A 13335-nucleotide genomic window follows, 5' to 3' on the forward strand; every position below is an offset into this window, starting at 1 on the left:
CTGTTGCACGCCGGCATGCGTATTATCCAATAAATATCTTGTTTAAATAATTTTTCTCGAAGGCGGAAGACCGCGTGAGCACCGGCACAACCCATGTTTCAAGCGCGTCCTGGGCAGATCTGCTGCACGGGACCAATGCCCTGCGCTCGATCGCGCTGGCGGGCGGGGTGGCGCTGCACGCCATCAACGTCTACATCGTCACCACCATCCTGCCCAGCGTCATCAAGGACATCGGCGGCTTGGAGTATTACGCCTGGAACACCACACTGTTCGTCGTGACCTCCATCGTCGGGTCGGCGCTGTCGGCCAGACTGATCGAAACGCTGGGGCCGCGCGCGGCCTACCTGCTCGCCGTCGCGGTGTTCACCGCAGGTTCCGTGGTGTGCGCGCTGGCGCCGAGCATGCCGGCGCTGCTGGCCGGACGCAGCATCCAGGGCTTGGGTGGCGGCATCCTGTTTGCGCTCAGCTATGCCCTGATCCGCCTGGTCTTCGAGGCGCCGCTCTGGTCGCGCGCAATGGCCCTGGTGTCCGGCATGTGGGGCGTCGCCACCCTGTGCGGCCCCGCCATCGGCGGCGTCTTCGCCCAGACCGGGCACTGGCGGCTGGCGTTCTGGGCCTTGTTGCCCGTGGCCGCCGCCCTGGCGGCGATCGTGGCCCTCAAGGTAGGCGGCAAGGAATCGGTTCCGGCCTCGCGGCCAAGCCCGCTGCCCGTGACCACGCTGGGCCTGCTGGTGGCCAGTGTGCTGGCGATCACGCTGGCCAGCCTGTCGACGGACCTGCGCTGGAATCTGGCGGGCATCGCCGCCGGACTGGCCATCGCCGCGCTGATCGCGGCGGTGGACCAGCGCGCCGCAAAGCGGCTGCTGCCGACCGGCGCCTACTCGATAGCCACGCCGCTGGGCGCGCTGTACGCGGTGATGTGCCTGGTGGTAGCGGCTATCACCACCGAAATCTTCGTGCCGTATTTCCTGCAGGTCATACATGGCATGACACCGCTGGCGGCCGGCTACATGACGGCGGCCATGGCGGCGGGCTGGACCTTGGCCGCCATGCCCAGCGCCACCCGCAGCGGCCCGGCGGCGAATTTCCTGGTGCGCCTGAGTCCCATGGTGATCCTGGCCGCGCTGGCCGCCCTGGCCTATATGACGCCGCGCACGGCGCAACTGCAGTCCTACCCGGGGCTGGCGCTCTATGTGCTGGCGCTGGCCGGCGTGGGCTTCGGCATCGGCCTGAGCTGGCCGCACCTGCTGACGCGCATATTCACCGCGGCGCCTGCCGGCGAAGAAACCTTGACATCTTCGTCCATCACGACGGTGCAGCTTTACGCGACGGCATTGACGGCGGCGCTGGCCGGCGTCATCACCAATAGCGCAGGCCTGGCGGATCCCGGGGGCGTCGCGGGCGCACGGCATGCGGCGCAATGGCTGTTTGCTGCATTCGCGCTGGCGCCGGCCGGCGCCCTGCTGCTGCTCGGGCGCATCACGCGCAGCCATGCGCAGGACGCCATCCAGCAATAGCAGCCAGCCGGGCCCGCCAATTTCCGCCAAAGGCGGTATGGATGGCCCGGGCCGCTTTTGCTACGCTGGACGCTATCTGCAAGGGGTCCTGGCCATGACCAACAGAATCCGCGTGCTGACCGTCCAGCCGTCGTCGTTCTCGGCGCGTTTCGCGTTCCTGGGTATCGCCCTGCGCTGGACTCTGGGCGCAACGCCCCGCCCCAGCCGGCTGCTGATCGGGCCGCACGACCTCGAACCGGTAGGCTCCGAGGCAGCCTTCTGGCAATTCGCCTTGCGGCATGCCGCGACCGGCCGGTCCTTCCTGGTGACGCGCGGCGACCGCTGGGACCTGGCGGCGTCCGTGGACGGCGACGAAGTGCGGGCTTTCGGCCGCAAGTTCGCTTTGCGACAATGCCTGTTCTGATTCGGCCGGCGCGGACGCCTCGCGCGCCCGCCTGCACTGAAAGGAACAGCCATCTCAACGCCCGACACCACCGTCATCCATCTCAATGGCCCGATCAACAGCGGTAAATCCACGGTCGGCGCAGCGCTGGCCGGCCTGCTGCCCGCTGCACGCTTCATCGACGGCGACGATCACGACGCCCCCAGCCATCTGCCATACACCGAGCAATGGGCGCTGGCGCTGGCCCGCCTCACCAGGCTGATCGCCGAGGCGCAGGAGCGTTATCTGGTCATCGCCTACCCCTTGGAGCAGGATAGCTACGAGCAAATCCTGGCTGCGTGCCGGCAACGCGGCGCGTGCTTGCGCGTAGTGACCCTGGCCCCCTCGCTTGCGGCCGCGCAATCGGACAGAGGCGGACGGGTATTGACCGATTGGGAGCGGGAGCGCGTCGCGCAGATGTACCGCGAAGGCTATGCCACGCGTCCGTTCAGCGACCTGGTGCTGGACACTTCAGGCACGGATGCGCAAACCAGCGCCCGCCAGATCGCGCAGTGGCTCGCGGCCTAGCCTAGCGCGCCGGCTGGCGCTGATACTGGGCATCGGGAGCGCGGCCGCGCAGCAACGACTCCGGATGCGCTTGCAGATAGTCCGACAGTTCCCGCAGCGACCGGGCCGCCCGCGACAGTTCCTGCAAGACTGCATTGGCATTGACCGGCAGGCCGGCGTCCGGATTCAACACCCCGCCCACGGCAGCCAAGGACTTGCTGGCCTGGCGCAGCATGGCTTGCGCCTCGGGCGCCAGGCGGGTATCGAGCCGCTTCATCAGGCTGGAAGTGGCGCGCAGCAATTGGCCCAGATCGGCGCCCAGGCCTTCGAACGGCACCCTGTCCAGCTTGGTGAGGATACTGTTGATCTGCTGCTGCAACTGATCCAGGTTGTTCGGCACGGTAGGAATGAAGGGATCCTCTTCCATCTTGAACGTCACCGGCTTGGCGTCGGGGAACACCGCCAAGGCGACATATAGCTGCCCGGTCAGCAGATTGCCGATACGCAGTTGCGCGCGCAGGCCCTGCTGGATCAAAGCGGCCAGCAGCTTGCCGCTGGGATGCTGCAGCGTCGAACCCGAGTATTCCCTGATTTCCTCGACCGTCTGCGCGCCCAGGCGTTCGGGGTAGACGGTGGCTCCGACCAGCGCATAGAACTGCTTGATCGCCGGATCGAACTCCAGGCGGATCGAGTCCACCTGGCCGATGGACGCGCCATACGCGTCGATGGGCGCGCCGACCACCAGCCCCCGGACCGACTGGTCAAAGCGCATGCGGATGTGCAGCGGCGTGCCATCGGGTTGCGCGCGGGCCGCGCCTTCAGACGAGAAGATGGTGAACTCGGCATCGGCCTTGGCCGCCACATGCGCATGCTGCTCGACGGTGTCGAACGCAACGCCCCCCACGATCACGGACAGCAGCGACTGCGAGCGCACCTGCAGGCCGCGCGCATCAACGCTGAAATCCACGCCGCTGGCATTCCAGAAGCGCGTGGCGCTGTTGACGAAGTCGTCATTGGGCGCGTCGATGAAAACCTGCACGTTGACGCCTTCCCCGCTGCTGTCCAGATGGTAGGCGACCACCTCGCCCACCGCGATGCGGCGGAAGTAGACGGGTGAACCTATGTCCAGCGAACCCAGGTCGTGGGCTTTGAGGGTGAAGCGCTTGCCGGCGCGGTCCTGCTGCACCTCGGGCGGCGTCTCCAGGCCGACGAAGCTGTACTTGGTGGCGCGGGTTTCGGTTTCCTGGCGGAACTGGTCGGACGGGTCCACGCCTATGTAGGCGCCGGAGAACAGGGTGCTCAGGCCCGATACGCCGCTCAGGGTCAGCCTGGGCCGGACCACCCAGAACATCGTCCCTTCCTGCAGCAGGCTGCCGGCGTCCTTGTTGATGCGCACGGTCGCGACGATACCGGAACGGTCCGAGTTCAAGGCCACGCGTTCGACCACGCCGACAACGACTTCCTTGTAGCGGACCTGGGTCTTGCCGGCCTCCAGCCCTTCGGCGGTCTGGAAGCTGATGGTGGCGGTGGGGCCGGCTTCCATCCAGACGCGTACGACCAGCGCCAGTCCGCCCACGGCTGCGATGAGAGGCACCAGCCAGATCCAGGACAGGCGACGCCTTTTACGGCTTGCGGCAGGCGTGCTGGCAACGGCGGACCCAGATTCAGGCATGGGAGATGTCCCCTGTTGTACGCATTGGACTCGAGGGCAGAACGCTTTCAAGAATCGCGCCCGCAGGGTCAGCGCGCAAGTAAGGGTATTCCCGGAATGGACGCGCTGGCCAAAAATGCGCGCCGCCCGATTCACGGGTAGGATAAGGCCCCCAAAAGCAGCAGCAGGAAGTACCCGTGACTATCGAAATTCGCCCCGCCGTCGCCTCGGACGCGGCGCAGATCCATGCCTTCATCACCGAGCTGGCCGTGTACGAACGCGCCGCCCATGAAGTGATCGCCAGCCCCGCGGACGTCGAGCGCACCCTGTTCGCCGAGAACGCGCCGGCCAAGGCCCTGATGTGCCTGCTGGACGGCAAACCCATCGGCTACGCCGTCTACTTCTACAGCTACTCGACCTGGCTGGGCAAGAACGGCATCTATCTGGAAGACCTGTACGTCACGCCGGAGCAGCGCGGCATCGGCGCGGGCCGCGATCTGTTGCGCCATCTGGCGCAGGAGGCGGTGGCCAATGGCTGCGGCCGCCTGGAATGGAGCGTGCTGGACTGGAACACGCCCGCCATCGATTTCTACAAGTCGATCGGCGCGCTGCCGCAGGATGAATGGGTGCGCTACCGGATGGCCGGAGACGCCCTGCTCAATTTCGCGCAGGGCCGGCGCTAGGCGCCTGCCGGGCTGCCCGCATCAGAATTCGGGCAGGTCGAAGAGCGTGTACAAGGTCGAGCTGGGAACCGGCGCGGACGCGAGGTGTTCGCGTCCGTCGTCATCCACCAGCACGCGCACCGGCCGCAACGCCACGCTCATACCGTCCTGGCTGATGGCGGTTTCGACTTCCACGCCGTCCTTGATGGCCTCGATGACCTCGGATGCCGCCGCCGTCACCGGCTCGGTGACCCAGCCGGGGACGCCGCGTTCTGCCTGGCCCCAGCGCACATAGGCCACGTGCCCGCTGACGGGCTCTTTTCGAACGGCGACGATCACATACAAAGACATCCAGGCCTCCCCAATGTTTGGCCCGGATCGTATAACAACTTTGCGCAGCCGTTATGACCGCGGGATTCAGGGTTCGATGTCGATAGGGGCAAAGGACTTCACCAGGTCGTCCAGCATCTTCAACTGGGTCAGGAAGGGCTCCAGCTTGTCCAGCGGCAAGGCGCTGGGACCGTCGCACTTCGCGTTCTTGGGATCGGGGTGAGCTTCCAGGAACAGGCCGGCCAACCCCACGGCCATGCCCGCGCGCGCCAGTTCGGCCACCTGCTCGCGGCGGCCGCCCGATGCCGCATCCAGCGCCGAGCGCTGCTGCAAGGCATGCGTGACGTCGAAAATGAGCGGCCGGTTGCCGGACACTTTCTTCATCACGCCAAACCCTAGCATGTCTACAACCAGATTGTCATAGCCGAAGCAGGTACCGCGGTCGCACAGGATGAGCTTGTCGTTGCCGGCCTCGGTGAACTTCTCGACGATGTTCAGCATCTGGGTCGGGCTGAGGAACTGCGGCTTCTTGATGTTGATGATGCGCTGCGTCTTGGCCAACGCCACCACCAGGTCCGTTTGCCGCGCCAGGAAGGCCGGCAGCTGCAGGATGTCGACGACCTCGGCCACGGTCGCGGCCTGCCAGGGTTCATGCACGTCGGTGATGACGGGCACGCCGAATTCCTTCTTGACCGCCTCGAAGATCTTCATGCCCTCTTCCAGGCCCGGGCCGCGATAGGAATGGATGGACGAGCGGTTGGCCTTGTCGAAGGAAGCCTTGAACACATACGGGATGCCCAGCTTGCGGGTGACGCGCTGGTATTCCTCGCAGGCGCGCAGCGCCAGTTCCTTGGATTCCAGCACGTTGATGCCGCCGAACAGCACGAAGGGGCGATCGTTCGCGCAGCTGATCGAGGAGGAGATAAACACTTCAGGGGCGGTCATGATGGGTACATCCTGTGGAAGTAAGGCAGTGATAGTGCGTAATGTACAACCTGCCCGGCCCGGCTTTCACGTCCCGCCCTTGCCGCGCGCTCCTCAGCGGCTGGAGAGCATGCGGCGCAGCACGCCGTCACGCAGGACATAGTGGTGGAACAAGCCGGCCAGGGCATGGAGCAGCGCCAGCACGATGATGCACCAGGCCACGGTGTTGTGCAGTCCGCCGATGAAGCGGCGCTGCTCGTGGTCGATGGCGATCAGCGTGGGCACGTCAAACAGGCCGAAGAAGGCGAACGGCTCACCCTGCGCCCAGCGGAACAGAAAGCCCAGCACGATCTGCGCCGCCATCAACAGGTACAGCAATCCGTGTACGCCCGTACTAGCCGTGCGCAGCCAGCCCGTGGCGGCCGGCGGCAGGCGCCTGCCCGCGCTCACGCGCCAGATGGCGCGCAACACGAACACGGCGGCAAACAGCAGGCCGAACGAAATATGCAGGTGCTGCAGCAGGCGCCGCGTGGGCGTGCCGCGCGGCAGGAATTCCCAGATTTCGGCCAGCGCGAACAGGCCCACCACCAGCGCCGCCGTCAGCCAGTGAAACGCGATGCTGACGCGGTCATAGTGCACCACGCCGGCGGGCCCGGCAGGGGGAATCGTTGTCGTCACGGAATACGCTCATCTTCTTGGAATCGGAGTGCAAGCGTATTGAGATCGGACTTACGGCGTCCTGATTCGGGCCGGCTTCAGGCGTTGCCGGTGTCGGAGGTCCACCTGGCCGAGTAGGTCTGCGGCAGCAGGCTGAGGCTGCCCACCAGTTGCTCCACCCGCTCGTCTTCCTGGCGCATGGAATAGACCACTGCGGTCACTTCGGAGCGGCCGCCGTCGCGCTGCTGGCTTTCCACGCCGCGCAGGCGCAGGCTGTGCTTGCCCAAGGCGTTCAGCAATTCCGCCCGCACCATGGCTTCGTCCGTGGAGGCGCAGGTCAAGGCGATGTTGTAGTAACGCTCTTCGGTTTCCGCATCGGGCACATAGCGGTCCATCAGCCTGGCGCCGCGCCGCAGCAGCACATTGGTGACCAGGATCAGCGCCGTGACCGCGCTGGCTTCGGCCAGGAAGCCATAGCCGGCAAGTACCCCTACGGCGCCGGTAGCCCAGATGGTGGCCGCGGCGCTCAGGCCGCGTATGGTCAGGCCGTCGCGCATGATCAGGCCCGCACCCAGAAAGCCTATGCCGGTCACGACCTGGCTGCCCAGGCGCATGTCGTTGCCGGCGTCCAGCAGCGCCGGCAAGGCGGTATAGGCGGCCGCGCCCAGCGAGACCAGCGCATGCGTGACCACGCCGGCATAGTTTTGCCGCCATTGGCGCTCGGCGCCGATGGCGGCGCCGAGCAGCATGGCCAGCACAAGATTGATGGCGATTGAAAATTCGTTCATGGGACCAGGATCAGAGACTTGGCCCCATTATCGCCCGGTGCAGCGCCTGGCTCAGCTACGCTCCTGCGCGGGATCGCTGACCAGCCGGTAGGCGATGGCGCCGACGATCGCCCCGACGATGGGCGCGACCCAGAACAGCCACAGCTGCTCCAACGCCCAACCGCCCACGAACAGCGCGGGGCCGGTGGAACGGGCCGGATTGACCGAGGTGTTCGTCACCGGAATGCTGATCAGGTGGATGAGCGTCAGCGCCAGTCCGATGGGAATCGCCGCGAAGCCGGCCGGCGCGCGCTTGCTGGTCGCCCCCAGGATCACGAAGATGAAGCCCGCGGTCAGCACGACTTCCGTCACCAGGGCGGAGACCATCGAGTACTTGCCCGGCGAATAGGCCCCGTAGCCGTTGGCCGCGAAATGGCTGCCCTTCAGATCGAAACCCAGCTTGCCGCTGGCAATGCAGGCCAGCACCGCAGCGGCCACGATCGCGCCCAGGACCTGGGCAATGACGTAAGGCAGGATTTCCTTGGCGGGAAAACGGCCGCCCGCCACCAGGCCCACCGTGACGGCCGGGTTGAAATGCCCGCCGGAAATATGGCCGACCGCGAACGCCATGGTCAGCACGGTCAGGCCGAAGGCCAGCGCCACGCCTGCGAAACCGATGCCCAGTTCCGGAAAACCGGCGGCCAGCACGGCGGCGCCGCAGCCCCCCAATACCAGCCAGAACGTGCCAAAGAACTCCGCGCCGCAACGCTTGGAAAGCGGATACATGTCGACTCCCGAAAAACGAAAATGCCACGGTATCGCGGGGCGGCGACGGCAACTTCAAAGCAATGTAAATTCTTGACAATTCTTGAGCGCAGCCGGACGCGGACACCCCTGCCGCAACCAAGGTAACGGCGTAGGGCGGACTCGGGGATCGTCCGGACCGGCTAGACGGAAAGGCGCACGCCGCACGGACACCGATGATGCGGGCCGCAGCGGCAGCGTCTCGGAGCGCTTGGCCCCGGCCGCGGCGACGAGCGGCGTGCCTAGCCCTGCATGGGAGTGCAAAGCTCCACCAGCGTGCCGTCCGGACAACGCACATAGGACACGACCTGCCCCCACGGCTTGGAGACAGGCGCGCTCATTTCCGTGGCGCCCGCCGCAAGCGCGCGGGCGTGCGCCGCGGCCAGGTCGTCCGTCACGAAAGCCACTTCCATGCCCAACGGCTCGGCCGACGCCGAAGCCGCAACATGGCCGCCGCCGAAATTGGCGTCGGCCAGTTCATGCGCCGCGAACGACAAGGTGGTTTCGCCGGTGTCCAGTTCGCCGTAAGTCTGGGACTCGTGCAGAAAACGCCTGGCGAAACCGAATGCCTGTTCAAAAAAGGACAGCGATGCGGCGACGTCCGGTACGTAGATGATGGTGTATCCGAATTTCATGGTTCGTCCTGATCGTGGGAAATGGCGCTTTTGCAGGTGCATGCGCCGGAGGCATGATGGGATTGAACCAAATTACTGTTTATTTATCCAGTAAATTATGAAGTACCAAACCTCTCCTACGCCGCCTCTTGGTGCAGCCCGCCGCTGGACCACCGGTCCACGTCGCGGATCAGATACAGCAGGAACTTGGTGTACGCCACGTCCAGCGCCTGCACCCAGGCGGAGTTGTCGTGGCGGGCGCAGGACGCGCGGATGGCGCAATCCAGCGTTTCCGCCAGATGGCTGACCGTGGTCCCGGACATCCGGAAGCAGATCGGCGCCTGGCAGGAATGCCGGTGGGCATGGCGCAGCGCGCTGTCGCGCGCCTGCGCCGTGGCGTGCGCATCGGCCACGTCCCGCAGCAAGCGGTTCAGGATTTCGCACCAGTCGGCCAACAGCTCATGCACGGCTCACCTCTCAGGGAACACGTCTGCGTCAGGAATCGGAGTACTAGGCCGGGGCGTGCAGCACCGTCACCAGCACGGTCGCGTCGCGCACGGCCTGCAGCGCGTGCGGTTCGTGCGCGGCCAACGCGACGAGCTGGTTTTCGCGCAACTGGCGCACGCCATCGCGCAATGCCAAGCTCACCTCTCCGGCGATGCAATGAATGGTGATTTCGCCCGCCACGGCATGTTGCGGCAGGCCCTTGCCGGCGGGCAGCGCCAATTGCAGCAGTTGCATGTGCGCCGTCTTCATCAGGCTGACGCTGACGGCCTCCCCGTGTTCGCGATGCGGGGTGCGTATATCGATGACATCCAGAAATGCAGCGTGCTTGAGCGCCATGGGAGGCTCTCCTTATCGTGCTGTGTACGGGGCTGTTTGAGAGGCTGTTGCGATGCCGGCCAGCGGCAAGCCTCCACCGAAGAGCGCGAAGATATATCAAAAATGCGCTTTCGGCACGGGAGGTTATCCCTAAGCGCAAGGGCGCGCCGGCAAAGGAAAAGCCCCAAGGCATTCAATGCCTTGGGGCTTGCGGGACACTGGTGGCATGAAGCCGGATCAGTGCCTGAATAAGGTTGGTGCGAAGGAGGGGACTCGAACCCCTACACCTGTTACGGCGTCAGGACCTAAACCTGGTGCGTCTACCAATTTCGCCACCTTCGCTATAGGCCAAGCCCGCTATTGTAGCTTGCTTGTTAAAATCTTGCGTCATGAATCCGCGCCTCGATGCCCTACACCCCTATCCGTTCGAAAAACTGCGCGCTTTGCTGGCTTCGGCCAGCCAGCAGCCGGACGGTCTGACGCCCATCAATCTGTCGATCGGCGAGCCCAAACACGCCGCACCCGCGTGCGTCGAACAGGCCATCCGCGACAGTCTCGCAGGCCTGTCCGTGTACCCGTCCACCAAGGGCGACCCGGCGCTGCGCCGGGCGATCTCGGAGTGGCTGGCGCGGCGCTACAGCATCCCTGCCCCGGATCCGGAAACGCAGGTGCTGCCGGCGCTGGGCTCGCGCGAGGCGCTGTTCGCGTTCACGCAGACCGTCATCGACCCGGCCGCCGGCTCGGTGGTGATCTGCCCCAATCCCTTCTACCAGATCTACGAAGGCGCGGCGCTTCTGGCCGGCGCCACGCCCTACTTCGTCAACGCCGATCCGGTGCGCAATTTCGCCAGCGACTGGAACCAGGTGCCGGACGAAATCTGGAAGAAGACGCGCATGGTGTTCGTCTGCTCGCCGGGCAACCCGGCCGGCAACGTCATGTCGCTGGACGAATGGAAAACGCTGTTCGAACTGTCCGACCGCCACGGCTTCGTGATCGTCTCGGACGAGTGCTATTCGGAAATCTACCTGGACGAAGGCAACCCGCCGCTGGGCGGATTGCAGGCCGCGCGCCGCCTGGGCCGCGACACCTACCGCAACCTGGTGGCGTTCTCCAGCCTGTCCAAGCGTTCCAACGTGCCCGGCCTGCGCTCGGGCTTCGTGGCGGGCGACGCCGCGCTGATCGGCCGCTTCCTGCTGTATCGCACGTATCATGGCAGCGCCATGAGCCCCATCGTGTCGGCGGCCAGCATCGCCGCCTGGACGGACGAGGCGCACGTGAAGGACAACCGGCGCCTGTACCGCGAAAAATTCGACGCCGTCGTGCCCATCCTCCAGAAGGTGCTGGACGTGTCCCGGCCGCAGGCTTCGTTCTACCTGTGGGCTGCCACGCCCGGTTCGGATACGGCGTTCGCGCGCGACCTTTTTGGCCGTACTGGTGTTACCGTGCTGCCGGGCAGTTTCCTGGCACGCGAGGCGCATGGCGTGAATCCCGGCCAGGGCCGCATCCGCATTGCTCTGGTGGCGCCCTTGGCTGACTGCGTACAGGCAGCCGAGCGCATCGCCCATTTTGTGCATACTTCCGTTTGATCAACCTTTAAAAGCTGAGCCGCTATGACTCTCGACCTGCAGACCACCATCGAAAAAGCCTGGGACGACCGGGCCAACCTGTCGCCCACCGACGCCAGCGCCGAAGTGCGCGAAGCGGTCGAGCGCACCATCGACGGCCTGGACCTGGGCCGCCTGCGCGTGGCCGAGAAAATCAACGACGACTGGGTCGTGCATCAGTGGATCAAGAAGGCCGTGCTGCTGTCGTTCCGCCTGAACGACAACGCCATCATGGGCCAGGCTCCGCTGCAGTTCTACGACAAGGTGCCGCTCAAGTTCTCGGAATACGGCGACAACGCCTTCAAGCAGGGCGGCTACCGCGTGGTGCCGCCGGCCGTTGCCCGCCGCGGCGCCTACCTGGCCCGCAACGTGGTGCTGATGCCCTCTTACGTGAACATCGGCGCCTACGTCGACGAAGGCACCATGGTCGACACCTGGGCCACCGTCGGCTCCTGCGCCCAGATCGGCAAGAACGTTCACCTGTCCGGCGGCGTGGGCATCGGCGGCGTGCTGGAACCGCTGCAAGCCAACCCGACCATCATCGAAGACAACTGCTTCATCGGCGCCCGCTCGGAAGTCGTGGAAGGCGTGATCGTCGAAGAGAACTCGGTGCTGGCCATGGGCGTGTTCCTGTCGCAAAGCACCAAGATCTATGACCGCGCCACCGGCAAGATCACGTACGGCCGCGTGCCCTCGGGTTCGGTCGTGGTCCCGGGTTCGCTGCCTTCGGCCGACGGTTCGCACAGCCTGGCCTGCGCGGTCATCGTCAAGCGCGTCGACGCGCAGACCCGCGCCAAGACCAGCATCAACGATCTGCTGAGGGCTTAAATGAGCAGCACGTCCGCACGGCCGCCCGAAGGGCGTGCACCCTCCCTTGGGGAGGCAGCCGCGCAGCGGCAGGTGGGTCCATCGTCGGCTGTACTGGATCTGGTCAAGGACCTGATCGCCCGCCCTTCGGTCACGCCGGCCGATGAAGACTGCCAGGCGACGCTGGCCGCGCGCCTGGAGCGCATCGGCTTCGCCTGCGAGACCATCGCACAGGGCGGTGTCACCAATCTGTGGGCGCGCCGCGGCAACGCGGCGCCGCTGACCGTGTTCGCCGGTCACACGGACGTGGTGCCTCCGGGTCCGCGCGAGAAGTGGGAAAGCGATCCCTTCGTTCCCACCGAGCGCGATGGCTACCTGTACGGCCGCGGGGCAGCCGACATGAAAAGCTCGATCGCCGCCTTCGTGGTGGCGGCCGAGGAATTCGTGGCGGCCCACCCGCAGCATGGCGGCTCGATCGCCCTGCTGATCACCTCTGACGAAGAAGGCCCGTCCATCGACGGCACCGCCATCGTCTGCGACGCGCTGAAGGCGCGCGGCGAACAGATGGACTACTGCATCGTCGGCGAGCCCACTTCGGGCGACGTGCTGGGCGACACCTGCAAGAACGGCCGCCGCGGCTCGCTGTCGGGCAAGCTCACGGTCAAGGGCATCCAGGGCCATGTGGCCTACCCGCACCTGGCGCGCAACCCCGTGCACCAGCTGGCGCCGGCCCTGGCCGACATCGTCAGCATCGAATGGGACCAGGGCAACGAGTACTTTCCGCCCACCACGTTCCAGGTGTCGAACCTGAACTCGGGCACCGGCGCCACCAACGTGGTGCCGGGCGAGGCGGTGGCGCTGTTCAACTTCCGTTTCTCCACCGCCAGCACGCCGGAAAGCCTGCAGGCGCGAGTACATGAAGTGCTGGACCGCCATGGCCTGGAGTACACGCTGGACTGGGAGCTGGGCGGCGAGCCCTTCCTGACGCCGCGCGGCTCGCTGACGGACGCGCTGGTCTCGGCCATCCGCGACGAAACCGGCGTGACGGCAGAACTCTCCACCACTGGCGGCACGTCCGATGGCCGTTTCATCGCCAAGATCTGCCCGCAAGTCATCGAATTTGGTCCCTGCAACGCCACGATCCACAAGGTCAACGAACGCATCGAATTGGCCTCGCTGGATCCGTTGAAGAACATTTATCGGCGCACGCTGGAAAACCTCCTGCTGCCGCCCAAGTAAAAGCCTCAC

17 protein-coding genes and 1 tRNA gene are annotated in these 13335 nt (G+C 65.7%); 7 read left to right on the forward strand and 11 right to left on the reverse strand.

From position 1 onward, the window contains the following. The first annotated feature begins 74 nt into the window (after positions 1–74). On the forward strand, positions 75–1517 hold the full coding sequence (locus tag HV766_RS14865) for an MFS transporter (RefSeq protein WP_175181417.1): 1443 nt from the start codon (positions 75–77) through the stop codon (positions 1515–1517). Positions 1518–1611: 94 nt separating this feature from the next. Continuing rightward, complete coding sequence (locus HV766_RS14870; RefSeq protein ID WP_054456476.1) at positions 1612–1920, forward strand: hypothetical protein; 309 nt, start codon at positions 1612–1614, stop codon at positions 1918–1920. Between the two features lie 54 nt (positions 1921–1974). Here the strand turns inward: HV766_RS14870 and HV766_RS30220 are convergent, their stop codons facing one another. Beyond that, a complete protein-coding gene (locus HV766_RS30220) occupies positions 1975–2226 on the reverse strand; it encodes a hypothetical protein (RefSeq protein WP_254593320.1) in 252 nt (83 codons plus the stop codon). Positions 2227–2259: 33 nt separating this feature from the next. Between HV766_RS30220 and HV766_RS30225 the strand changes: the two genes are divergently transcribed. Continuing rightward, on the forward strand, positions 2260–2466 hold the full coding sequence (locus tag HV766_RS30225; protein WP_225588756.1) for a hypothetical protein: 207 nt from the start codon (positions 2260–2262) through the stop codon (positions 2464–2466). Between the two features lies 1 nt (position 2467). On the opposite strand, the gene HV766_RS14880 is transcribed toward HV766_RS30225, so the two are convergent. Beyond that, on the reverse strand, positions 2468–4117 hold the full coding sequence (locus HV766_RS14880; protein ID WP_175181418.1) for a PqiB family protein: 1650 nt from the start codon (positions 4115–4117) through the stop codon (positions 2468–2470). Positions 4118–4293: 176 nt separating this feature from the next. Here HV766_RS14880 and HV766_RS14885 point away from each other — a divergent pair, with 176 nt between their 5' ends. Continuing rightward, entirely contained in the window at positions 4294–4779 is a 486-nt protein-coding gene (locus tag HV766_RS14885) for a GNAT family N-acetyltransferase (protein WP_054456062.1), read from the forward strand. A 21-nt stretch (positions 4780–4800) separates the two neighbouring features. Here the strand turns inward: HV766_RS14885 and HV766_RS14890 are convergent, their stop codons facing one another. The 9 genes from HV766_RS14890 to HV766_RS14930 all read right to left on the reverse strand — a co-directional run bounded on the left by HV766_RS14890 (position 4801) and on the right by HV766_RS14930 (position 10018). Continuing rightward, entirely contained in the window at positions 4801–5109 is a 309-nt protein-coding gene (locus tag HV766_RS14890) for a hypothetical protein (protein ID WP_054456059.1), read from the reverse strand. A gap of 66 nt (positions 5110–5175) precedes the next feature. After that, complete coding sequence (gene kdsA, locus HV766_RS14895; protein ID WP_054456057.1) at positions 5176–6033, reverse strand: 3-deoxy-8-phosphooctulonate synthase; 858 nt, start codon at positions 6031–6033, stop codon at positions 5176–5178. Positions 6034–6126: 93 nt separating this feature from the next. Next, positions 6127–6690 carry a cytochrome b gene (locus HV766_RS14900; RefSeq protein ID WP_175181419.1) on the reverse strand — a complete coding sequence of 188 codons (564 nt, stop codon included), beginning with the start codon at positions 6688–6690 and terminating at the stop codon, positions 6127–6129. A gap of 77 nt (positions 6691–6767) precedes the next feature. Further along, positions 6768–7457, reverse strand: coding sequence for an MgtC/SapB family protein (locus HV766_RS14905; RefSeq protein WP_059373609.1), 690 nt, complete (start codon positions 7455–7457; stop codon positions 6768–6770). Between the two features lie 51 nt (positions 7458–7508). Then, positions 7509–8222, reverse strand: coding sequence for an aquaporin Z (gene aqpZ / locus HV766_RS14910; RefSeq protein ID WP_054456051.1), 714 nt, complete (start codon positions 8220–8222; stop codon positions 7509–7511). A 260-nt stretch (positions 8223–8482) separates the two neighbouring features. Beyond that, positions 8483–8875, reverse strand: coding sequence for a VOC family protein (locus HV766_RS14915; protein ID WP_125470718.1), 393 nt, complete (start codon positions 8873–8875; stop codon positions 8483–8485). Between the two features lie 116 nt (positions 8876–8991). After that, positions 8992–9321 carry a hypothetical protein gene (locus HV766_RS14920; protein ID WP_054456047.1) on the reverse strand — a complete coding sequence of 110 codons (330 nt, stop codon included), beginning with the start codon at positions 9319–9321 and terminating at the stop codon, positions 8992–8994. Between the two features lie 43 nt (positions 9322–9364). Continuing rightward, complete coding sequence (locus HV766_RS14925) at positions 9365–9697, reverse strand: cupin domain-containing protein (RefSeq protein ID WP_054456045.1); 333 nt, start codon at positions 9695–9697, stop codon at positions 9365–9367. Positions 9698–9931: 234 nt separating this feature from the next. Then, positions 9932–10018: transfer RNA gene (locus tag HV766_RS14930), tRNA-Leu, on the reverse strand. Positions 10019–10065: 47 nt separating this feature from the next. Here HV766_RS14930 and dapC point away from each other — a divergent pair. Genes dapC through dapE form a run of 3 tightly spaced genes read left to right on the forward strand, consistent with a single transcriptional unit; the run spans position 10066 to position 13326 of the window. Next, a complete protein-coding gene (gene dapC, locus HV766_RS14935; RefSeq protein WP_175181420.1) occupies positions 10066–11262 on the forward strand; it encodes a succinyldiaminopimelate transaminase in 1197 nt (398 codons plus the stop codon). A 24-nt stretch (positions 11263–11286) separates the two neighbouring features. After that, positions 11287–12108, forward strand: a complete 822-nt coding sequence (gene dapD, locus HV766_RS14940; protein WP_013394697.1) for a 2,3,4,5-tetrahydropyridine-2,6-dicarboxylate N-succinyltransferase — start codon at positions 11287–11289, stop codon at positions 12106–12108. After that, positions 12109–13326: a succinyl-diaminopimelate desuccinylase gene (gene dapE, locus HV766_RS14945; protein WP_376784729.1), complete on the forward strand. Its 1218-nt coding sequence runs from the start codon at positions 12109–12111 to the stop codon at positions 13324–13326. Positions 13327–13335: the final 9 nt, after the last annotated feature.

The sequence above is a fragment of the Achromobacter aegrifaciens genome (genome assembly GCF_902859735.1).
GTDB lineage: Bacteria > Pseudomonadota > Gammaproteobacteria > Burkholderiales > Burkholderiaceae_B > Achromobacter > Achromobacter aegrifaciens.